This window comes from Priestia sp. VA7 (genome assembly GCF_055710015.1).
Window position 1 is genome coordinate 1 of sequence record NZ_JBVQPN010000019.1, and the last position, 23,220, is coordinate 23,220.

Genomic DNA, 23,220 nt, shown 5'->3' on the forward strand with positions numbered 1-23,220 from the left:
CTGTTAGGTGCCATACAATTAATAAGTATTGGAATGGTAGGAGAATACATCGGGAAGATATTTATAGAAGTAAAAAAGAGACCCCCTTATGCGGTGGATATTGACTTATATACAGAAAGATTAGGGGCGTCAACGTTCGCAGAAGAAAGTTTATTAACTAAAGAAGAGTTCAACTAAATCAGCTTTTCTATAATATAGTGTATAGGTTATATATATTCAATCCACTTCTTTCTTTTTTATAACTGTTTTTTGTGTTAATTTCTCTCTGGTACGATACTTTCTATTTTCACATTACACTTTGATACCAGAGACTTTTAATTCCATTCTAGGTTTTTTAGCACTTATTAGACACTTTTAAAAATTACTCAAATGAAGAATTTGCATCAATTTAAGACAAACAAGCATTTCTACAAAGACATGCTTGTTTAGTTATGTAATGTAGTTCTTATCTGTTAATGAAAAAATTAAAGTGTAACTATTTTACTGAATTTCACATTCTCTATTTAGAATACGTTAATCATTTATTTTTATGGTTTAAAAACCCAAAATCTAGTACCTATATAGTTTAATCCAACGCTTACAACAGTTACTAAAATCTTGCTGTAAGGAAGTGACATGTTAAATCTATAATGGAACACAGTTAACAAGAAGGATGTAACAATTAAAGTAAACAAATTCAACACAGTAAACTTGGGAAATTCATACTTGCTTCTTTTACCTTGTTGTTGAAACGTCCATGTTCTATTTAGAAGATAACTGTTTACTACACCGCATCCATATGATATGCATTGAGCTATTATATAATATACGTCTAAGTAAGATAACAAAGAAAAAACGAGAAAATCAATAGCTGTATTTAATCCTCCCACAATACAAAATTTTAAGTAGTGTAAGTAGCGAATGCTCCCTTTATTAGCAACTTTCAAGTTGAATAGTTCCTCCTTTCTTTGGATTGTATAGTGACACTATAATAATCTCATAATAAATAAAAGAAGTTATTGGAACATAAACAAGAAAAAAAGCTGCCAGGGAGGGCAGCCTTCTTCCTTAATACAAGTTTGCAATGGAAGATGCCCTTCAGGCATCTTGAGTAGTTTACTCAACATACAAAAAACTTATGTATAGAAAGGAGAAAAGCCTACTACTTATTGACCTTAAACCAGCCTTTTCGTTTGAACCAGAGAATCATACCGATAGTCATTAAAGCCATAATTCCTAAAACAATATAATACCCATAGTCCCAGTGAAGTTCAGGCATATGATCAAAGTTCATCCCATATAAACCTACGACAAATGTAAGGGGAATGAAAATAGAGGAGATAATGGTTAATGTCATCATAATAGAGTTCATCCGATTGGCGTTAAGTGAAAGGTAATTATCTCTCATATCTGATGTCATATCTCGATTGGCTTCCACCATGCTTGTTAATTTTATTAAGTGATCATAGATGTCATTGAAATAGGCTTTCTGCTCTGAAGGTATATGTAAACGTTCAGAATTAATAATTCGATATAGCAAATCACGCATAGGAAGAATGGTCTTTCTCAGCTTTAATAAATCACTTCGGATATCAAAAACATCATTCATCAGTAAAGGAATTGATTTTTTGGCATCTCTGCTTTCAATTTCATTTAATTTATCTTCAATTTCATACACAATTGGGAAGTAATCATCCACTAATTGGTCCAGAACCGTATAAGCAATATAGGACACTCCTTTATTAAATCCACTAGGATGTTGTAAAAGGCGTTGTCGTACTGTTTCAATACTGAGTACTGGTTTAAAGTGGAAGGTCACTATATAATTCTCTCCAATAAATAAGTCTACTTCTTCAACATCTAACGTGTTGCTATTCAAATAATGAAGAACTAAGAAGCTGTAACCCTCATAATAATCAAGTTTAGGCCGTTGTAACAAATGAAGACAATCTTCGATAGCTAAAGGGTGAAAGTGGAAAAACGTTTCTAACACTTTTGCTTCCTCTTCAGATGGAGAGGCAAGATCTACCCAGAACCACTTAATTGAAGGGTCAGATAAGTAATCGAGGGGAACATCTTCTTTGACGTGTAAGTCCTGTGTAATAGCGATTGTTCGAATCATGATCCTGCTCCTCCATATGATTAATCATCCTCTATTTTATAGTATGTTACATAAAATAAACGATTAACCCCACTGTTAACAAGGCAATGAAATCTTTCTGATACCTCCTTCTCTTTTCTTCACTTGTATCTTTATTTTCCCCAAAATATTTATCTATAAAAATAATAAAACAAAGGAGGAGGAAACTAAGGATGATATCCAGTATTAAGAAATGAAAGAAATTAGCTGTAGTAGTCAATGACATAGTAATGCTCCTTATTTCTCACGTTTAAGTGAGAGAATACTTTTATAACGCCAACTCTTTAAAAGTAGGACAGAAAGTTTCTTATATAGAATATATGGGTCAAAAAGAGCCACAAGCAGAATATGTAGTAATACTCTAATCGTATATTTTTTATAAGTGAGTTTATTCATTTACTTCATTATGTATAGTGAGTTTAATTTGTATTTTTAATTAAAATTATCTTATTAAAATATATTAAGGTTAAATACTTATAACTTCTTTTTTAGACTGATATGAGTATAGTAATTTATCAAAAGAGAAACAGGTGATAAATTTTCATATTAGCAACTGCTATCTGTACTTATTAAGATAGTATCAACAGTTAAAGCTCAGAGTGATACTCTGAGCTTTAACTGTTGATACTATTTATTCAATTTTCACTTTGATACATTCAATGGCATTATAACCATATCCTTTCCTATTCCACATAGGATTCTCTGTTTGTACATTCCCTTCAGAATCTGTAGCTTTTATCAATATAGTATATTCTCCTTGTTCTTTTATTTCCCATATATATGACCAATGAGTCCATGCATGGTTTTCAGTAGATGAGGTAAATTGGCATGCGTTCCATGTTGCACCATTATCTAAACTAATATCGACTTTAGTGATTTTCCCAACTCCTGTCCATGCAATACCTTTTATTTCATGAATGCCTGTATTTAATGTTTGCATATCTAAAGGTTTTTGGATAGTTGAATTTACATTTATAGTTGTAACCGGAAAACTTTCATTGTCATTATCTTCATGAGGATAATAAACGTAATCAACAGATTGGAAAGGGCCTTTGAATTGTTTATCAATTACCTTAATTCGTTTAATCCATTTCACAGAAGCCATGGCATACCAACCTGGAACAATTAATCGTAAAGGATAGCCATGCTTAAAAGGGATAGGATATCCATTGTACTCATAGGCTATAATGGTATTGGGATCAAGAGCTTTTTCTAGAGGCAAACTTCTAGAAAAATGAACAATTTCATTGGAATCTGTTCTTTCTCCAATATCATAACCTTCCACTACAATTTCTTTTGCATCTGCATGTAATCCAGTAAACTGCAGTAAAGTTCTCAAGGGAATACCTTTCCAAATCCCTTGACTGATAGCGCCTTTTTCCCATTGTTCACCAAATACTTTAGGTTTAAATAAGTCTCTTTTATTCCCTGCACATTCTAATACAACTTTTAATGTTTTAGGCGGAAATGTTAGAATTTCTTGCATCGAAAATGTTTTAGAAGAATAAACGAACCCTTCAATTGGTAAATAATAAAAGGAAGTTAAAAAATTTGGATAAGAAAAATGATTACGTCTATAAAACAGTTTGTCACTTACATTATCCTCTTTTAAAAATTGAATAGGTGTCTCTTTATTTTCTGGAATTAAACTTCGTGTAATTAGATTAGCTCTTACTGTAGAACTCTCTACCTTTTCCATTCTACACCTCATTTCTCATCCATTTTAATAGGTTACTTAAAGGATTAATATATATACTATTCATTTCAAAGTCATATAAACCTTTTTAAAATGCTGAAATTTGCATCAAGTAATCAGTTATCAACAAAAACAATTGAACTTTAGGTAGAAGATGGTTTAATAAATATTTAGCTTCCCATTGCGGTTCCAGTGCCAATTTAACAATGTTTTGGCGTACTCTGTCTCTTATCGTCGGTATATCCAATGGGCGACGTTTTCCATTTTTCTTTTGAATGTAAGTTCGATATGCAGGCTTAGGATTGTGCAGCTTAATATTTTGTTCCTTCATTTCCATATACAGTGACATTCTTTCACTTGGAAGGAGAGCTTTATACTTGTCTACTCCGGATGTGCGTTTTCCTCTATTAAGTTGAGTAACTCTTCTAATGGATAGAAGCAGTGCAGCTTTACTATTCATCAATAATCTTTGTAAATCCCTAACTTTCTACTTTGCTTTAGACATTCGGCATGGTATATCCGTTGTTGTAACTTCTCTACATAATTTCCAATTGATAGCCAATTGATTGATTCCCAATTAGTAATGTCAGATTGAGTGGACTTCTTTTCAGAAGTGTTCATCATAAAAACCTGCCTTTTGAGAGATTGCTTTCCGTTTTATTTCCATGTTGTATACCTATTGGAAGTCAGCACCCTTCAGGTTAGATCATCGACCTTATCCATCCGGTTATTCTCTTCCCGTTACCTTTCGGTTTGATGGCATTCGCTTACTCCAAATTCCTCTGTCCTCATAGGGAATTGGGCTTCACTTACGCTAGGCTTACCTCAAAGCGAGGACCCTATTAGGATTTACCAAGTTCAACTTCTGCCGGATACGATTGGCTTAGATTCCTTCTCTACACCGATAGGTTTATGGGATGTGTTAGCCATATTTAGGAGTAGAATATGGAGCCGACCTATTAAACCACAGTCATACTGTGCCTACCTGTTGCTTTCTTTGACGATGCTTATGAAGATTCACTTTAGTTAATCATACCAATCTTTCCCTTGCCTCTCGTTCGCTTGACACTGGCGTCCAAGTTAGACTTAACCTCATGCAACCACCTTACCGATTACTCCGTAAGGCGTTTTGGTAGGGAATGTCTATCACACCTTAGACAATCGCATATACGACACTGGCATTATGAGAAAAGCTGCTTTCTTGTCGCACACTCCCCTAAGAACCGTACGTGAGCCTTTCAACTCATACGGCTCAAGCCTCCCATTGCAAGTCCATTTGCTGTCGTATCTTCATCACATACCGTATTGGTAAGTAAAACGTACGCCGACGCTCCAAATGGAGGTATACATAACAGTACGTTTCTTTCGTCAGAAGATAGCCACAACCTTATGTTCCTACGAGAGACCAACGAGAAGTCAGCTCTCTTTCAGGCCTATCATGAGTTTGTCCGTAAGGACGACAGTATCCATCCAGTTATACAGTTTCCTGCTTTCCTGTTCTCTTTCGAGATAATAGCATTCGCTTTCTCTCGTATCCTTTACCCTCTGTCACATCGTTTGACTTTGCAGTCATCCTACTGTTTGCACAGATGACAAAGGGCTTATCAAGTTCCGCATCTTATAGATACGACGAGGTTAGGTGGGGTCTTTACTCCGGGCAAGATACGGGACGCGTCACAGCAGCTTTATAAATCTGCTTTTCCTCTTGCCAATACCCAGGCAAAGCTGTGCACTATCCTGAGCTAACACTTACGAAGCTTACAAACCTTCACTAATGTTCACCATACTCATCTTCCCCTAGCAGTGTTCCGAGTCGTGCACTGACTCTCTGTTTCCGCATTTCCGCATGCAACCCACGAGCCCGTGACCAGACCCGCAATTTTAGACGGGGATAGTTTTTCTGTCTAAACCAGTGGTGTAAGCCACACTATATAAAAGCGACTTCTTGTCGCACCATATCACGTATTTTCGGTACACATCAAATAATCAAATTAACAAAGCCCCTATCAAACAACTAAATGTATAGCGCATATTGACAACGAGAAAAATCATTGACGGAAACAGTGATTTTTCGCTTTTTCAGACTGGATATTTCATTTAAAGCTATATAACTTATTATACTTTCATCATATTTTCATTTTTCTTTTTTATAATGTACTTTGTAAAAAGAAAACTAATCTGTTTATCAAATATAGATCATAAAAATCGTAAGATTAGTTAAGCTCACTTTGCTTATCTTACGATTTTTGACTATGTGAACCCTGAAAAATCAAAAGATACTTATTTAAAAATGTTTCATAGAATGGATATGAATGATTTATCTTCCAATTGAGTACACTATTGAAAAGACGGAGAGATGTTCATTTTCAGTCCTTCATTGTGTACTATGAGCAAGTTAAGAGAAAAACCAACTGAATATGTTCAGTTGATTTTTCTCTTTTCTATACATAAATTTTTATAACTTGAACAAACTATTTAAGAAGCCGTGAGGCATCATACAAGTAATCATCGACTACTCTATTTGCAAGAAAAAGCTACTGATCCCTGGGGACTGACCCCCTGTTCAGTAGCTTTTTCTTAAGATGGATAGGGTATATAAATTTATATAGATGTACAAACTAATAAAAGGGAACAATAACAAAATGAAAAACTTGTTTAAAGTTATATTCTTCTTAATTGGTGGTGTTATCTTGGTCAGTATCTTAATATTTTCTATCTACACTGATCTTAATAACACTTATAGATATGACCCCGCACGTATAGAAAAGAATTTTAAATATAACCAATAATTCCTTTTTTCGACTGTATGGCTCATACATTTATAGTTACTATGATGTACTTTTGTGATTTTTTCTTTTTGATACATAAGTTATTGATAACTTGAGCAAACTACACAAGACGCCGTAAGGTATCAACCTGTCGTAATACCTTTTATGTTAGAAAAAACTACTGAATCCAGGGACTGACCCCTGATTTCGAGACAGGGATCAAAACACCTTTTAAACAGCCAGTTGTCGGTATTGTACCGGTGACTGGTTGTTTAGTTTCGTTTGAATACGGATATGGTTATAATAAGTAATGTAGCTTTCGACAGTTTGCTCTACGATGGCAGTCGTAGTACATGTTAACTCGTCGAGGTAAAACGTTTCAGACTTTAGGCTGGAATGAAACGATTCAATGGAGGCATTATCTGCAGGTGTCCCTTTGCGGGACATACTCATGATGATGCCTCTTTCTTTGACTTTTCGTTGATACGCATATGATGTGTAAACCGAACCTTGGTCGCTATGCAACGTACATCCCTCAGGTAAAAGAGGGAGTTGACGCAATGTATCTAAAACAAACTCTACGTTTTGACAATCACTCACTGAATACGCAATGATTTCACCATTAAATAAATCTTGAATACTTGAAAGATACAACTGTTTAGGTCCAAAAGGCAAGTAAGTAATATCGGTAACCAGCTTTTGAAGAGGGGGCTCTGCTCGGAAATTACGGTTTAACACGTTTTCTGCAACCTGATAAGGTTGTCCTGTTTGTTTCCGTTTTTTCCTTTTCACTCGGCATTGCCAACCGTATTTCTGCATAACACGCTGCACTACTTTATGGTTGATATGCATGGTTTGATTGAGTAACGCTGTAATTTTTCGATAGCCATATCGAAATTTATGTTTACGGCACTGCTCACCAACTTTTCGTTCTATCCATTTCTTTCCCTTTGTTTCTTCTCCTTGCTCATTTTTCTGCCAACGATAATAAGTGGATCGAGGAATATCCAGACACTGACAGATTTGAGAGATAGGCAGTTTCTCTTTTAATTCTTCTACTAAGTTCAATACAACTTCTGGTACCACTCCCTTTCCAACTCTTTGTACTTTTTTAAGACTTCAATCTGTTGCTTTAAATATCGATTTTCAGCTTCTAACTTTGATGGAGTATCTTGAGAATGAGCTCCTTTTCGAGGAGTGTATGTTTGCCCAACGGGCTGTGCCAGGCGATAGGATTCTCCATTTCTATGCCACCTCATCCATGTTTTGAGCTGTGTATAGTTGCGGATCTGTAAAGTTTCCATAACTTCTTTGATTGGTATTCCTGCCAATCTCATTTCAATTGCTTTTAATTTCACTTCTACTGGATAGCTCACTCTTTTTCCCATAGAAAAAACACCTCCAAGTTATTGTTAGGTACTACATACCCGTTTTTTACTTAAAGGTGTTTTTTTATTTGTCTCACTTTATGGGGTCAGTCCCTCCAAGCAGTAGTTTTTTCTGTTTTCAGGCTGTATATCGTATACAACATTAGTTAAAGAACTATCTAAAAAATAAAAGCACTCGCCTAAATGAAAGGTGAGTGCTTTTATTTAATCTAATAACCCCTTTTCCTTAAGCACTTTTCTTAAAGCTACATTTATCAATTTAGATTTATAACACTTTGGGACACGATCAATGATACTCAAAACATCATCGTCAAAGTAAAAACCTCGATAAACCCTTTTGGAACGTTTCTTGGGATGCTGCAGCAAAAGATCAGTGGCGTCTACTTTACTAGTAGTCGTACTAGCTTTTGAAACACTAGCGCTAGTACTTTCACTTTCATTCGAATTGCTAACACTAGCTGCTATTTCACTGTTCGTTTGCTTTTGTGCTGCTGGCATTTTATTTGTTTTAGAGATAAGTGTACTAAAATCAAGATCTAAAGGTTCTGGATCTTCCCCGACATAATGATAAATATTTTGCTTACTCTCCCATTCATAACCTAATTTCTTAATTTTTAATTGGATTGTACGAGTACTAACATCATACGTATCAGCTAATTCTTTAACGGTGATTTTTTTCACCATAATTTTATTTAGTATCTCTTTTACCAACATCATACTAGTCCCCATTTTCTTCTTGAAATTATATAACTAGTATTCAAATGCAACGTGATAATTCCTGTTATAACTTCTTTAAAAAACAATAATCTTTCTTCGTAGAATAATCTCTGAAAGAGAACGTTTTACTTATTTATAAACCATCTTTTGTGTGATGTATAAATGGGCGCTCTGTTCATTATCAGAGATACAGAACATATTTAGCTTGCATAGTTATTGAAACATTTGAGCAAACTACTCAAGATGTAACCGAGCATCGATTAGCAAAATTTAATTATGCAACAGAAAAACCACTGATGAGGACCAGTGGTTTTCTGTTTTTAGACTGTATACCATACACAAATGTAGTTAACATAATACCTCTTCCGGAACACACGCAAAAAGAGAACCCCTATTGGGAAAAGGGTTCTGATGAGGTCCTTGTTTCTACTTTATGCAGCTTTTTATACATCTTGACATACCAACGCTTTAGTAGGAGACGAACGAGAAAAAATGTATAAAAAGCGCATGTTTTATATATATGATCCTAAGGAAAAATACAGCATATGTGTAAAAAATATGTTAGTATCTATCTACAGTTATAGAGTTACCTTGAAAAGCAACTTCACTCGAATGCCATTAGAGAATGAGGTTGCTTTTCCTCTTTTTATATTAAGAACAAAAACTAATCAGTTGAAGTAATCTTTTCTAATTCATTCAATAATTGATCAACTAATTGACTGATTATAATTGTATTATAGCTAGTAAAGCCTTCTTCTACTCCTACCCTAATCATACGTTCTCTCGCTGCCTCTATATCCACAAGTAAAGTCTTTCTTAAAGTACTGTTATATCTATACCTTTGCAATTATGTAGTCACCTATCCCTCTAAGTTGTTAAGTCTTCATTTAACATTAACTGGATTTTTACCATATAACAATAATTGTTGCTGTAATAGTCGATTAAGAGCATAGAATGAGGGTTTTAGGGTTTAAATAGCTAAGTTTTTATACTTAAAACATATATTGTTTCATGAACTAATTGAAAATAGTGGAGTTCATAAAAGTATAATCTTACGAACGATAAAGTTGATTCTAATTCAAAACATTAAAGTCTGATTAACGGCTGTTATAATTTTAATATAGATCCTTTATGTCTTAGATATATGTGTTATAATATCCAAGCAATGTTTTGTTATTTCGAAAAGCTCTGAAAATTATTCAGAGCTTTATCAACATACAATTCAATAAAAATATCAACAGATTAGGAGCTCTTATGTTAGATAAGAGGTAACAGGGAACCGAGTGAAAATCTCGGGCGGTCCAGCCACTGTAATTAGGGAGTTTCTTACCTTATGTCACTCAATTTCTTTTTTTGGGAAGGCGGTAAATAATGATGATCTAGAGCCAGGATACCTACCTAAACTGTACACTTAACTCTTCTAGGAAAGGGATTGGTGTATTAGGTATGCAATATTTATGGCTTACATTTATGCTGTTTACTTTTATACATATCCCCCAATTCGAACAAGGTTGGGGGATTTTTTATTTATACACTTTAAAGGAGGAATTAACGTGGGGAATTTTTCAATTTATTACTTGTCTTTGTTTTAGGATTGAGGCATGGGTTAGATGCTGATCACCTAGCATTTATCGATAACCAGACAAGAGATAATTGGCGTATGAGAAGATCTTTCTCACGATGGGTTGGTACATGTAATTCCGTACAATAGGGTAATTCCTATAGAAGAGTCATATATCTTTAAATCCATCGCAATAAAAAAGAAAATTTTAGGAGTACAATAATGCTAAAAAAATCATGCATGTTACTTGTTTGTCTCATAGTTTCTTTATTGACAGCCTGCTCAGAAGATACAAAAACAGGTACTGATCAATCTGGAAAAAAGACAATATCAATTGGATGGCCACTTGATATAGGCCCACTAAATCCACATACCTATTTGCCTAACCAGATGACTGCTCAAGCAATGGTTTATGAGTCACTGGTTGAATATAATGATGACGGTACCATTTCACCTAAACTCGCTGAAAAATGGAAGGTTTCAGATGATCAAACGACGTATACTTTCTACTTACGTGAGGGTGTAAAGTACTCTGATGGCTCCACCTTTAATGCAGACAATGTCATTCGTAACTTTAATGCCATTCTAGAAAATCGAGAAGCCCATTCATGGATGGGAATGGTTAAACATATTGAATATGTCAAAAAAGTAGATGATTATACAGTTGCTTTAAAGCTAGATGAACCATATTATCCTGTTCTGAATGAACTAGCATTTGTTAGGCCATTTCGATTCCTAGGGGATGCAGGATTCCCTGAGAATGATGCAACCTCAAAAGGCATTAAGACAGCTGTTGGAACAGGCCCATGGGTTCTAAAAGAGTACAAAAAAGATAAATATGCTATTTTCAAACGCAACAATAACTATTGGGGTGAAAAACCAAAGGTTGATGAAGTAAAAATAAAAATTATTCCTGATTCAGAATCAATTGCTCTAGCGTTTGAAAATCAAGAGTTAGATTTAATCTATGGTCGAGGCATTGTTAGTTTAGATAATTACACGTATTTAAAAGATAGTGGTAATTACGAGACAGCTATTTCAGAACCGTTGTCCACAAAAGCATTACTATTTAATACTCAATCAGGACCATTAAAGCAGTTGAAGGTACGCCAAGCCATTCATTATGCAATTAATAAGCAATCATTAGTAAGTACCGTGACACATGGTACAGAAAAAGTAGCAGATACTTTGTTTTGGGATGCCATCCCCTACGCTGATATTGATTTAAAAGCATTAAAATTCAATCCCGAAAAAGCCAAATCTCTATTAAATGAAGCTGGTTGGAAATTAGAGAATGGGCAAACTATTCGTACAAAAGATGGGCAGAAACTAGAATTAGATTTAACCTATATTGCTACAGATGCCATTCAAAAGCCAATGGCTGAAATGATCCAAGGTGAACTAGCAAAAGTGGGCATCAAATTAAATATTAAAGGAACAGATGTAATGGTGGGTTTACATCAGTTAATGAATGATGAAACCGACATTAACTTTTGGCGAACAAACGGCCCACCAACTGATCCACATAATTTTATCAATGAATCAGCAACTCCAAACGCAAGTGGAGTTTATGAAGCAAAACTAGGATTAGCAGAGGCAAAAGATTTAGATAAAAAAATCCAGCAAGTACTTGTTAGTACAGACGAAAAAAAACGTTCGCAATTATATAAAGAGGTTTTAACAACTATGCATGATAAGGCGTTATTCTATCCGATTTCATATGAAACTAACAATGTAATTTATCAGAAGTCATTGCAGAAATTCATACCGCGCGCTTCTGAATATGATATTCCATATACTATTATGGACTTCAAGAAATAAATGTAAAAAGACCGATGAAATCTGTTTCATCGGTTTCTTTTAGTCTAAATCGAGGTGTACATATATGAAAAAAACTTTATGGCTATTTTGTTTAAAACGGTTAGCATCTCTACCAATTATTCTTTTAGGTGTATCATTACTTACCTTCTTCTTAATGCGTATCGTGCCTATAGAGCCGGCTGAAGTAATTTTACGATTATCCGGTGTTACACCTACTACAGAATCCATACGCTCGTTAGAGAAAGAAATGGGGCTAAATTTACCACTTTTTGAACAATATTGGCTGTGGTTAAAAGATGTTTTAAGCTTACAGTTTGGCACATCCTTTGTTAGTAAATTACCTGTTGCCGAAGAGCTATTGAATAAATTTCCTGCGACAGCATTGTTAGCTATTAGCTCTTTTTTTCTTGCTCTTACTATTAGTGTCCCCACAGGAATTATTAGTGCCCTTTACCCTTATTCAGTTATTAATAAATTCATAGGAATACTATCAACTATCACAGTATCGCTCCCAACCTTTTGGTTAGGATTTATGCTGATTTATATTTTTAGTGTTCAACTTAATCTATTACCTACAAATGGTACAGGTTCTTTGATGCATTTAATCTTGCCTACTTGCACTTTAGCTATACCGATTATCGGCATATTTACACAAACTATACACACAGCCATGACACAGGAGTTGACGAAACCTTATATAGATTATGCATATCAAAGGGGTATTTCTAAGAGAGTTATTATAACTAAACACGTTCTCAAGCATACATTAACTCCATTACTGTCGTTATTTGGCTTAACACTTGGTAATTTAATGGCTGGTGCGATTGTAGTCGAACAAGTATTTAGTTGGCCTGGGGTGGGCAGATACTTAATTGAATCTGTTATCAATCGTGATTATCCAGTCATACAAAGTTATGTACTAATCGTTGCTGTATTATATGTTTGTATTAATCTATGCACTGATATTGTACAGAGACTTCTTGATCCACGTATAAAGGAGAACTCATATGATTAAAAAAATATGCCTTTTATTGCTTAGTCTTGTAGGTATCATTGGCCTTTTTGCGCCATGGATTGTCCCAAATGATCCATATTTAATTGATACAACCAAACGCTTTTTTGATCCATCGTGGCAATATCCTTTAGGTACAGATCATTTAGGTCGTTGTATCCTTTCAAGAATACTAATTGGAATGCGTTACTCTGTTGGTTCAGCACTCATTATTCAGCTCATTTCAAGTGGTTTTTCATTAGCCATTGCTACAATTGTTACATTTAGGCAAGGTATTACTAAAAGGATATTTATACGTTTATGGGATATTCTACTTTCTTTCCCTACCATTATTCTTGCCTTTGCATTAATCAGTGTGTTTGGTCCAGGCTTAAAAAATGTAGTGATCGCCCTTATTTTTGCACAAACAATTTATTATTCACGTGTCTTCCATAATGCTATGATTAGTTTAAATGAGATGAACTATATAAAAGCAGCACGTGTTAGTGGCGCAACTGGGATAAAACTATTAAAAACACATTTTATCCCCCATGTATTACCCACTCTTTATACATTATTATCCTTAGATTTAGGGAAAGTTATTTTGGAAATTGCGGGTTTTTCCTTTATAGGATTGGGTGTACAAGCACCTATACCTGAATGGGGCATGATGATTGATGAAGGTAAACAATATATGAGGCAATATCCAGCAATTATTATCTATCCAGGAATATCAACGTTCCTGATAGTACTATTATTGCATCAGGTAGGTGTTAAAAAACATGCAAACTGACATTTTATTAAACATTGAAAATTTATGTATCAATATAGGTCAACAAAAGGTTCTAAAAAATATTTGCTTGCAAGCAAAAAAAGGAAGAATTCTCGGTATTATTGGGGAAAGTGGTAGTGGTAAATCAACACTTTGTCGTGCTGTTATGCAACAACTTCTACCCTCTTTTCAACAAACGGATGGCAATATTTTGTTCAATCAATATCCATTAACAAAAGAAAGTACCTATATTGGTAAAGAAATTACTAGCATTCTTCAAAATCCAATGATGGCTTTTGATGCAATTCAAACTATTGAAGGGCACTTTTTCGAAACAATAAAGGCTCAGTATAAAATGAAACCTACTCAAATGCGCCAAATTGCTGAGCAATATCTTGAGAAAGTGCAATTGTACGACACGCATCGTATTTTAAAATCATATCCTTTTGAGTTAAGTGGTGGTATGTTACAACGTATCATGATAGCATTAGCACTTATTTCAAAACCTCAACTAATCATCGCAGATGAACCAACAACTGCTTTAGATATGGTAACCCAGCATAATATTGTAACACTGTTAAAGACACTACAGAGTCAGGAACAGCTAACAATGCTTTTAATTACACATGATCTTGGGGTAATCGCAGCATTAGCAGATGATGTTGCAGTCATTCAGAATGGCCAAATTGTTGAATATGCCGATGTATATACTTGTTTTGATTCTCCTAAACATACATATACGAAACAGCTACTTGAAGCACGATTGTAGGAGGAAAAGTGATGAATATATTGGACGTAACAGCAATTAACAAAACATATACAAAACAAAGATGGTTTAAAAAAAATGTGCATCCTATATTGAAAAATATCACATTTTCATTAGCTCCTGGTGAGTGTATTGCAATTGTTGGTAAAAGTGGCTCTGGTAAAAGTACGTTAGCAAACATTGTACTAGGTATCGAACCTGCAACATCTGGTGAAATGATATTTAGAGGAAAGACATTAACAAAGTCATATTACAAACAAATACGTAAAGAAATTCAAGGAGTTTTTCAAAATAGTTATGCTTCCCTTGATCCATTGCAAAAAGTTGAAGATGTTTTAAAAGAACCACTAAGAAATTTTGATTTACCTTTTAATAAAAGTAAATTACTTCATTTATTAGATATCGTTGGTTTAGAGCCCTCTTTACTTCAACGTTATCCAGGAGGATTAAGTGGCGGCCAACAACAGCGTCTTGCCATAGCTAGAGCCATAGCCACTGAACCATCAATACTTATATTAGATGAAGTAACAAGTAACTTAGATATGGTATTACAAAAAAAAATATTACAACTTCTTCAACATTTACAGCAGACACAAGGAGTGAGTTTATTATTTATTACACACGATATACAAGTGGCTCGTTTTGTAGCTTCACGTATTCTCATAATGAATGAGGGTGAGGTTATTGATCAGTTATCTAAATATCAAGAACCTAGCCATTCGTTGGCTAAACAACTGTTTCAAGCTGTGTTACCTAGCCATCCATCTATGCGTTAAAAAATCGACTTATGATGTAGCTAGTATCATATATAAGGTGTTTAAAAAATACTTTTGTTATGTTGCATATGAATAAAAAGTGCACCCATATATTTAGTTTCTAGAGGATTAAATTTAATAAAGGTTGAAAAGCTTTATGACAAAGTTCAAGTTGGCACACCTGTTGTCATTACATATTCCTATAGGAGCTTTGTTAATTTAACTAATGTATATAACTATGAGTTAAAAGGCAATTAAAACGAAGCTGCATTTCTCTCCTTGATATGCTCCTAATTAAGCCAACAGATTTTTTATTTACTCTGTCTACTTAATTGAGAGCATATCAGTGTGCATTTGTAACACCTATTTTACAACTGTAAACTATTGTTTTACCTAGTGTATCTCTTCGCCTATAGGAAGAATTTTAAACGTTACACAGTCCTCTCCAGAAGCAATAATTCTACTCCCTTGTTCTGTCCATTTATTAATTTCTACAGCATAGAAGCCAGTCGGTATTCCATTTTTTTTAATATCATCTATTGAGTCTGCTTCCACTTGTAACGTTTTTAGTCTAATTTTCTCCCCATTTGTTAATGCTGAAAAATTCATATTTTCTGTCAAAAAATCAATATAACTTTTTTCGCTATTTACACTAACATCATCACCATGAATATCAGTTATTTTTGTCCACTCATTTTGGTTCTTAACTTCTAGGTCCCAAACATTAGCATGAAATATCATAATAACCCTCCATTTTTTGGATTATGCAACATATTTTGTAGTGTTGTTCCCCATGAGGCTTTTATTAAACAACTTTATTAGAAGAAATCTTATCTTAGTTGAAACAGGATCAAATAACATATTGAAGTAGATTTAAAGATATAAATTAATTATTATCATTAATAAAAAAAGAAAGCTATCCCATCGTTTCAGGACGGATAGCTTTTAGGGAATTTATAAGCTTCAATTCATAAAAAAAGTCTGAATAATTGTATAATAAATTTATACATAATGCAATATAGGTTAACCTTGAGCATATATGTAAAAGCTGCATAACCCAATAATAGAGACCTTCATGAACTCCCTTGGAGCTGAATAAGGGATTTTTTCTAATTGGTTCCTTTAGATTGATGATATAGATTGAAAATATGCAAGCTCAGAAAAGCTACTGAACAGGGATCAGTAGCTTTTCTGGGCTTTTTAGTTACTTTGGATACATCTCGATTATTTTACTCAAATTTATAATTTTATTGATGAAAATTAGGGTAGATAGAAAAAATTGAGAACCATAAACAAAATGATTGGATCAATTAAAAAATTTAATGTGTTTATTATATGTGCACATTCTCTCAAACTTTAGAGCGTTACTGAAGGTATTTAGGATTTTGTTTATGATTCTGATTAATTTCTTGAAAAATATCGGAAGAGCTATTAGATGATGGCTGATTCTTTTCATTAGTTGAAGAAGTATTTGGTTGAGAAACAGCCGGCATATATAACTGCATTAAATGCTTAAAATCTCCTACAGTCAAAGGCTTTGCATCTTCTTGCAGTTCATATCCTAGTTGTCCATTTGGTTCCATCGTCGCTGTTTTGACATCCTGAATGTTCGAGATACCCTGGTTACGTAATCTCATTTCTAACTGATCGACCGTTAAACGTAGTTTTTGAAGTTGTTTAGTTTCCAATTGTCCATTTTTTATAACGATTTTAGATTTTCCTGTAAGGAATTTCTCAAATGCATTAGATTTCAATTGTAAATATTCTAAAACTACAATTGCCAGAACAAATATAGCTGCTCCTCCAATCGCTTTTACCATACTCTTTTCAACAATTGGTTGGATAATAATAGTGCCTAATGAAATCATCACAACGGTTTGTGCTAATGTCATTTGCGCAATGGATTTTCTCCCAGCTATTCTTAACAACAATATTCCGGACAGAATAAGAACAACTGATTGCCATATAAAGTTCATATTATCACCCTTTCCTCATAAATAGTAATCGTTTTAGAATAAGCTTTTAAAGGCTATTTTATACTTTTAGGGTAATAAGCAAAGGATTCAAAAATAAAATCACGCTTTAATATCAAAAGAGGCAGTTAATATGTTTGTATAAAAAGGCCATCGTTTTCTATCCACTTAGCTAAGAAAATAGAATGATAATCAAAAATCTCCTGGGTTTCTAATTTTGTCTTCAATCAAGAATGATTGAACTCTAGATCGTTCAGTTTATCTCATAATACTTTACCCTCTCGTATAAGGGTGAAAGGAACATAAATAGGCGTTATAGGCAAATTAAAGTCTTCTTGAGTTGTTTTTTGGTACTTTGTTTTTTTTAGAATACTAATTGAACCATTAGCTTCTAAATAACAAAAAGCAACTTCTCGAATAGAAAATGTTTCGCTTTGTCGAAGTAGAGGTTGTAATTTCCTAATATTCATCCTATTTTTAAAGAGTCAAAGGGCACTTAACATTGTATGTGGTTAGGAGCTCTTTCAAAAGCATTCATATTTCTATGATTGCTCCTTTATATCATCAGTAATCAAGACTGTGTGTAAAAGCATTCTCAATGCAGAATTTCAGGTTTTACAGAGGAACTTTGTTTATAGAGTGAGATATGGAGTTTTCTATCTTTACTAACCGACGCATAAAACACTTGTTCAATATTTGAAATATCTTGTTTAGACAACTCGTTTTTCAACCAGGTGCTATTGAGATTCAAATCTTTAAGAACGGTGGAGTAGATTTTACCCTCAATAATTACTGGGTAAGAAATACCTTCACTTGTTTTTTTAATACCCAAATCTTCAACTGTAACGTTCCCTTTAGTTGGCTTTTTATAAACGGTTAATTTACCATTAGATTCAACAATTCCTAGTTGGACGTCACTCGCATCAAAAATATCATTTTCTCTTAGCATCTGTAAGATATTATCCAGGGAGTAGCGTATTCTTTTCATATTGTCCCGTAATAGCTGGCCATCCTTAATAACAATTGTAGGTTCAAAGGTAATGAGCCTACCAAACTTTCGATGGGTAATGGCCCATTTAGCGATGAGCATTTGTAATCCTCCAATTAAAACAAGGGCTACTGCAGTATGTATGTGTTCAATATTAGGGTCTGCAATATCAGCTCCTACCACTGCCCCTAAAATAAGAATCACAAGAAAATCAAATACGGGTAGCTCTCCTATAGATCTTCTTCCCATTACCAATGTAATAATAAGAAGTAGAGGCATAATCGTAACAATTCTGCCTAAGACAATTACTAGCTCTTTTACTAAGTCCATCGTTTTCAACTTCTTTCGCTATAAATTCTCAAAAATATTGAATACAGTCTTCCTTTCTATTACAATGATTTCGTAGTAAGTGGTAATACTGTGTTACCTCTTGATTATTTTTCCTCGCATATAAAGTAATATTCATTTTGAAGATAGAGTGTTATGACGAATAGAAGTATATGATTTACTATCACATATCAATTCTTAAAACGAATAAGTGAAGTGACTACGAAAAACTCCTACATAATGAGTAGGAGCTTTTTATTTTCTTTCATCAGTGAAAGAGGAAGAGCTATTGATTTTGTTGTTGGTCAGTTTGTTGATTCATCATTTGATTACTTCCTTGATTGTTCATGTTAGCTAGTTGGGGCATCATATTCTGAAGTTGGCCACCACGTCCTGTCATCATGCTATACGCAGCAGCTCCTATGCCAATAGAAGCGACGATAGGTAGTATTTGAATATTGTTTTTCATCATTTCTCATCTCCTTCCTTATCGTGTTTTTAAATCTCCCTCCTATCTTCTGTGTTTTTCTCTTTTTTATTTTATTTAGATTCTTCCAAGAATGGAGAAATAAGATTAGCCTATTGCTATTCATTAGAATGTAGAAGATGGCTGAAATGAAAGATGTGTCAATATCAAGCATACAATCAAGGAAAGAGGCGTTCGTGTAGTTTTAAAATAAAGCTTGATTAAAAACACCTTATAAATCCATATATTATTTTAAATAGACAAATTCTATTTTTTAAAAAAGATAAATCAAAATAGATTCGTTATTTGTGAAGTAATGTACAATTTACACCATTTTCTGAAGGAGGAGGATTCCTCCTCCTTCAGAAAAGACATTCATTTTATTACGGGCAAATTCTCTTTAAATTAAATTTTCAACTCATTATATAATTAGAAAAATAACCAATTAGGCTTTCGATTTAAAATAGAAATAGTCAAAACTAATGTTTTATCTCTGGCTTAAGCTTTTTATTGCTGTGTCTTAATGATACATGTAATTCATGATTCGCATTAACTGATGCAAAAAAAATATCCGCCAGATTTAGACCTTTTTTCTGTAATTCTTGAAAAAGCCACTTTTGAGTTAATTTTAATTCAGAAAGAGTCTTCTTCTCTATGGTACCTTCTACAATAAGAGCATAAGGGGTTTTTGCTATCACAGGGTGTGATAGGCTAGGCAGAGCCTAGCAAAACCGTGATATCACGAAAACCTCTAAAGTGTGAACCTGCTGTTGACCTAAACTCCTCTATGTGAACCTACTGTGAACATAAAAAACTAATGATGTGAACCTACTGTGAACCTCAAAAAAACACATGTTGACCTACTGTTGACATGTGTTTTTTCACTTCATGGCTAAATCCTGTTGCTTTTCATTCAACTTTTGGAGCTTTTCTTGTAAACTTTTTTGTTCATCTTCATAGAGCTGAATGCTTTCATCACTCGACTGAATGGCATCCTTTTTCATCGCAATTTTTGATTCAGTATCGGCTTTTTCCTCATTCACTTGGTACTTCATATCACGTTGTAATTCGTTCATTTCTTGTTGCGTTTGGCGCTTATGTTTGGCTTCTACTGTGATTGCTTTTTCATAGTTTTTCATTTTCTTTTTGACAAAATCTTTTTCTAACTCATTAACTAAAAGCGCATATTCTTGTTTGGCTTTTGTTCCTTTTCCTTCTTCACTTTTCGTTTTTCGTTGGTCAGAATAGAGCGTTGTAATTAACGCATGAGCATCTATTTCCTCTGTTGAATCTGTTTCTGAATCACTCGTTACATCATCCACGTTTATCGTTTCTTTTTCTTCATTTTCTTGATATAGATCAAAGGCAAGTGCTTCCCAATTTGGAGATAGATCGCTGATTCTTACCACATAATAGCCATCATCTTCATACAATAACTGAACAGGTAATTTGATGTTTGGATCCGCTTTTTCTTGTGCAACAAAGCTTACTTCTTCTTCATCTGTTTGATCCATTTTGATGACCATATCCAGTGAGCCATTAGCCGGATGATACACACGATTCTCAATGGTTACGGTTCCTGTTATGTTAGAAGAAACTGCCTCATAGGTTTTGGTATGATACAAAGGATCTTCTGTTTTTAAATAGAATTTTGATGTCAGTAAGGATAAAAAACCGATAAAGAAAAAGATCAACATTGCTGTATACTTCCATGACCGATTGCGATTTAAATTAAATCGATAATCTTCAAATTGCTTCTTAAATGCCATCTACTCCACCTCATTTCATGATTTCTGTTTTCAATTCTTCAATACTATAAACCACCCATTTATTCTCTTCTTTTCGTAGAGAAACTTTAATAATGTCATGCGTTTGATCGTCGACATTCTCATCTTTTATGACAAGATGATTCGTAAATTCAGCAATCACTTCGACCTCTTCTTGCCCTCCATCATATTGTTGTACATAAAGCTGTACATCGTTTGGAATGGAAGTGTAACTATCTCCATATACGAACTTTTCAGAAGGATAAAATTGCTCATAAAGTTCTTTGCCCATGATGGATTTTGCAATCTTTTTCCGTTTCTCAAATCCTTCTTTTTCACAATGGTAAGAAACTTCAATGAATTGATTAACCGTATTCAAGTAATCTCGTTTTTATTGTTCTTGGGCAAAGGGATGAACCTTAATTAATTGTTTTTTCAACTCTTTATTTTTTAAAAATCTGTCATTTGTGACTTAGATTTGTTTCGAAGCTGTTGTATTAGACATATTGTCATTCAAGTAAATGTTGAAAATAGTTATGCCTGCCATCACAATGGAAAGGGCTCCAAATAGTAGTGCTGCCTTATTTTTATTGCCTTTTTCTTCTTTTAAAATCGTTTTACTTTTCCATTAAATCATTCACCAAAATATGTTCCTTTTGCTATACTTGCGATGGCTACACCTATTTTCCCTTAGCATTCTAAAAACTGATTATCTCCAACATATATCCCAATGCCGCCGTCTATTTTATAGGTATTGAAAAAGCTTCATCTCAAGCCTTCATGTCTTTTGGGTTTATTTCTTGCCCTTGAGTCTTGAGTGTATCGGTTGTTACTCCTGACAGTGGAACAACATTCACTCCTACTTGCTTGAATGCCTATCTGACAAAACTTGAACAATCAAAACATCCTGCATTAATATTAGATTGAGAGCGCCCACTACCAAATATATATCGTGTTTTACAATCAACATTTCGCCTGCATCAATCATTTTAACTATCCCTCCTATTTCTACAAAACAAGGATTGGTATTACAACAAAACACAAGTTCATCTTTAGTCGAACTTAAAATTCGTTTTTTAAACTCCCCAAAGACAAGTTTAACTAAAACCCACACAAGTTCACCATGTGTTCACCATAAAACACACCAGTATTCACCCAAGTGTAACTTAAGTTAAACTAGTGCCATAACACTTCATAAAATAAACTATATACACAAACCCAAAACAGGATTTGTTGATTTTTCGCCGAAATCATATAGAATTAAATAAACAGATGACTGTGAATCGGGTGAATAGCTGCAAACCTCATAGGTAAATAACCGTGAATTGAGTGAATATAAGAAAATAAAGCAAATGAATGACTGTGAATCGGGTGAACTTCTTTTGATTTCACATGTGAATGACTGTGAACTGAGTGAATATACATAAAATACTAATAAACGGTGGTGGATTAAATGAATAATTCTGAAAGTGCAAATTTCGTTGGTGTACCAGAAGCATCTGAATATACCAATATCCCTCCTGAAACATTAAAAAGATATCTAATTAATCATGAACAGTTTCTGAATTTCAAAAAAGAAGGTAGACGCTATAAAATAAGTATTGAGTCACTAGATCTATTAAAGAAAATCCGTGAACTTTATAGTGAGGGATTATTAAAAGAAGATGTAAACGATAATTTGGCAAGTGATGGGCTTCCTATAACTATTACAGTCAAAAATCAAGAAGAGAAAGGTTCTATCTCTATAAACGATGAGTTGAGTGAAATAAGAAAGATGTTACAACAACAAGAACAACAGATGACACAGCAAATGCAATTTAATCAAAAGTTAGTAGAAGAGTTACAGAAAGTTAGCCAAACCAACCAAGAATTAAAGCAAATGATAAACAGAAAAGATGCTGAGTTGATTGGAGAATTGAGAAAAGGATTATCAGAAAGTAAAAGAATGATTGAAGAAGCTTCTGCTAGTGCAGAGTTAGAAAAGAAAAAAACATGGTGGGAAAAACTAATGGGTAAATAGTAAAAAGCTTCTACTGTCCCTAGTAGAAGCTTTTTATTATTAAGGAAAAACAGTTCAAAAGAATTCTTTTGAGATATATTACTAATTTTTATTGAATTATGAGATTAATTAACGCTATAATAAAACTAACAAAAATGTCCGGAATAGAAAAAAGACTTCAACTGTTTAAGTAGTGCGACCAACACACTTAAACCGTTCCCCCTAATCACGGTAGGGAAAACACTTGTCGAAGTCTCTTGTTAATAGAGTTAGTTTTTCTATAAAATAAAACTTATGTTTTTATTTTATACGAAATTGACATCTATTTCAAGGGCTTAGTTCATCAA

At 33.8% G+C, this 23,220-nt stretch carries 22 protein-coding genes, 1 pseudogene and 1 riboswitch; of the genes and pseudogenes, 7 read left to right on the top strand and 16 right to left on the bottom strand.

The features are described from left to right. Positions 1 to 527: 527 nt before the first annotated feature. The 7 genes from AC0C45_RS29160 to AC0C45_RS29190 all read right to left on the bottom strand — a co-directional run bounded on the left by AC0C45_RS29160 (position 528) and on the right by AC0C45_RS29190 (position 9,490). Entirely contained in the window at positions 528 to 869 is a 342-nt protein-coding gene (locus tag AC0C45_RS29160) for a GtrA family protein (RefSeq protein ID WP_237894355.1), read from the bottom strand. A gap of 272 nt (positions 870 to 1,141) precedes the next feature. After that, positions 1,142 to 2,101 carry a magnesium/cobalt transporter CorA gene (corA, locus tag AC0C45_RS29165; RefSeq protein WP_257064537.1) on the bottom strand — a complete coding sequence of 320 codons (960 nt, stop codon included), beginning with the start codon at positions 2,099 to 2,101 and terminating at the stop codon, positions 1,142 to 1,144. A gap of 649 nt (positions 2,102 to 2,750) precedes the next feature. Further along, positions 2,751 to 3,818, bottom strand: a complete 1,068-nt coding sequence (locus tag AC0C45_RS29170) for a sulfite oxidase (RefSeq protein WP_472929276.1) — start codon at positions 3,816 to 3,818, stop codon at positions 2,751 to 2,753. Positions 3,819 to 3,903: 85 nt separating this feature from the next. Further along, a complete protein-coding gene (locus AC0C45_RS29175; protein WP_257064538.1) occupies positions 3,904 to 4,275 on the bottom strand; it encodes a reverse transcriptase N-terminal domain-containing protein in 372 nt (123 codons plus the stop codon). A 2,539-nt stretch (positions 4,276 to 6,814) separates the two neighbouring features. Further along, positions 6,815 to 7,971 (bottom strand): IS3 family transposase gene (locus AC0C45_RS29180; RefSeq protein ID WP_472929277.1). Its coding sequence is split into 2 segments (ribosomal slippage): positions 6,815 to 7,701 and positions 7,701 to 7,971, totalling 1,158 coding nucleotides; the frame shifts between segments, so codons are not numbered across the junction. Positions 7,972 to 8,175: 204 nt separating this feature from the next. Next, entirely contained in the window at positions 8,176 to 8,688 is a 513-nt protein-coding gene (locus tag AC0C45_RS29185; RefSeq protein WP_472929278.1) for an HTH domain-containing protein, read from the bottom strand. Positions 8,689 to 9,352: 664 nt separating this feature from the next. Then, complete coding sequence (locus tag AC0C45_RS29190; RefSeq protein WP_257064560.1) at positions 9,353 to 9,490, bottom strand: aspartyl-phosphate phosphatase Spo0E family protein; 138 nt, start codon at positions 9,488 to 9,490, stop codon at positions 9,353 to 9,355. A 425-nt stretch (positions 9,491 to 9,915) separates the two neighbouring features. Further along, positions 9,916 to 10,104: riboswitch (cobalamin riboswitch) on the top strand. Positions 10,105 to 10,270: 166 nt separating this feature from the next. Between AC0C45_RS29190 and AC0C45_RS29195 the strand changes: the two are divergent. The 6 genes and pseudogenes from AC0C45_RS29195 to AC0C45_RS29220 all read left to right on the top strand — a co-directional run. Further along, positions 10,271 to 10,399: pseudogene (locus AC0C45_RS29195) on the top strand (HoxN/HupN/NixA family nickel/cobalt transporter); the annotation flags it as partial. Positions 10,400 to 10,471: 72 nt separating this feature from the next. Next, a complete protein-coding gene (gene nikA, locus AC0C45_RS29200) occupies positions 10,472 to 12,070 on the top strand; it encodes a nickel ABC transporter substrate-binding protein (protein ID WP_237894313.1) in 1,599 nt (532 codons plus the stop codon). Between the two features lie 64 nt (positions 12,071 to 12,134). Next, positions 12,135 to 13,085, top strand: coding sequence for an ABC transporter permease (locus AC0C45_RS29205; RefSeq protein ID WP_237894312.1), 951 nt, complete (start codon positions 12,135 to 12,137; stop codon positions 13,083 to 13,085). Further along, a complete protein-coding gene (locus AC0C45_RS29210; RefSeq protein WP_237894311.1) occupies positions 13,078 to 13,854 on the top strand; it encodes an ABC transporter permease subunit in 777 nt (258 codons plus the stop codon). Before AC0C45_RS29205 ends, AC0C45_RS29210 begins: the two co-directional genes overlap by 8 nt. Continuing rightward, a complete protein-coding gene (locus AC0C45_RS29215; protein ID WP_257064541.1) occupies positions 13,844 to 14,602 on the top strand; it encodes an ABC transporter ATP-binding protein in 759 nt (252 codons plus the stop codon). Before AC0C45_RS29210 ends, AC0C45_RS29215 begins: the two co-directional genes overlap by 11 nt. 11 nt (positions 14,603 to 14,613) lie before the next feature. Continuing rightward, positions 14,614 to 15,375, top strand: coding sequence for an ABC transporter ATP-binding protein (locus AC0C45_RS29220; protein ID WP_237894309.1), 762 nt, complete (start codon positions 14,614 to 14,616; stop codon positions 15,373 to 15,375). 372 nt (positions 15,376 to 15,747) lie between these two features. Here AC0C45_RS29220 and AC0C45_RS29225 read toward each other — a convergent pair whose 3' ends face one another. The 9 genes from AC0C45_RS29225 to AC0C45_RS29265 form a co-directional block, all read right to left on the bottom strand. After that, positions 15,748 to 16,095: a hypothetical protein gene (locus tag AC0C45_RS29225; RefSeq protein ID WP_237894308.1), complete on the bottom strand. Its 348-nt coding sequence runs from the start codon at positions 16,093 to 16,095 to the stop codon at positions 15,748 to 15,750. Between the two features lie 623 nt (positions 16,096 to 16,718). Then, positions 16,719 to 17,330, bottom strand: a complete 612-nt coding sequence (locus tag AC0C45_RS29230) for a DUF421 domain-containing protein (RefSeq protein WP_237894307.1) — start codon at positions 17,328 to 17,330, stop codon at positions 16,719 to 16,721. 260 nt (positions 17,331 to 17,590) lie between these two features. Then, positions 17,591 to 17,797 (bottom strand): YetF domain-containing protein, encoded by a 207-nt coding sequence (locus AC0C45_RS29235; RefSeq protein ID WP_306437931.1) that lies wholly within the window; start codon positions 17,795 to 17,797, stop codon positions 17,591 to 17,593. A 125-nt stretch (positions 17,798 to 17,922) separates the two neighbouring features. Next, positions 17,923 to 18,645, bottom strand: coding sequence for a DUF421 domain-containing protein (locus AC0C45_RS29240; protein ID WP_237894354.1), 723 nt, complete (start codon positions 18,643 to 18,645; stop codon positions 17,923 to 17,925). A 283-nt stretch (positions 18,646 to 18,928) separates the two neighbouring features. After that, a complete protein-coding gene (locus AC0C45_RS29245) occupies positions 18,929 to 19,114 on the bottom strand; it encodes a hypothetical protein (protein WP_237894353.1) in 186 nt (61 codons plus the stop codon). Between the two features lie 473 nt (positions 19,115 to 19,587). Beyond that, entirely contained in the window at positions 19,588 to 19,806 is a 219-nt protein-coding gene (locus tag AC0C45_RS29250) for a YetF domain-containing protein (protein ID WP_372588406.1), read from the bottom strand. 183 nt (positions 19,807 to 19,989) lie between these two features. Then, on the bottom strand, positions 19,990 to 20,877 hold the full coding sequence (locus tag AC0C45_RS29255) for a hypothetical protein (protein ID WP_237894352.1): 888 nt from the start codon (positions 20,875 to 20,877) through the stop codon (positions 19,990 to 19,992). 10 nt (positions 20,878 to 20,887) lie between these two features. After that, the gene (locus AC0C45_RS29260; protein ID WP_237894351.1) at positions 20,888 to 21,253 is read right to left on the bottom strand and encodes a hypothetical protein; all 366 of its coding nucleotides are present in this window, start codon (positions 21,251 to 21,253) and stop codon (positions 20,888 to 20,890) included. A gap of 480 nt (positions 21,254 to 21,733) precedes the next feature. Beyond that, positions 21,734 to 21,862 (bottom strand): hypothetical protein, encoded by a 129-nt coding sequence (locus tag AC0C45_RS29265; RefSeq protein ID WP_257064549.1) that lies wholly within the window; start codon positions 21,860 to 21,862, stop codon positions 21,734 to 21,736. 465 nt (positions 21,863 to 22,327) lie between these two features. Here AC0C45_RS29265 and AC0C45_RS29270 point away from each other — a divergent pair, with 465 nt between their 5' ends. After that, complete coding sequence (locus tag AC0C45_RS29270; protein ID WP_075422616.1) at positions 22,328 to 22,894, top strand: hypothetical protein; 567 nt, start codon at positions 22,328 to 22,330, stop codon at positions 22,892 to 22,894. Positions 22,895 to 23,220: the final 326 nt, after the last annotated feature.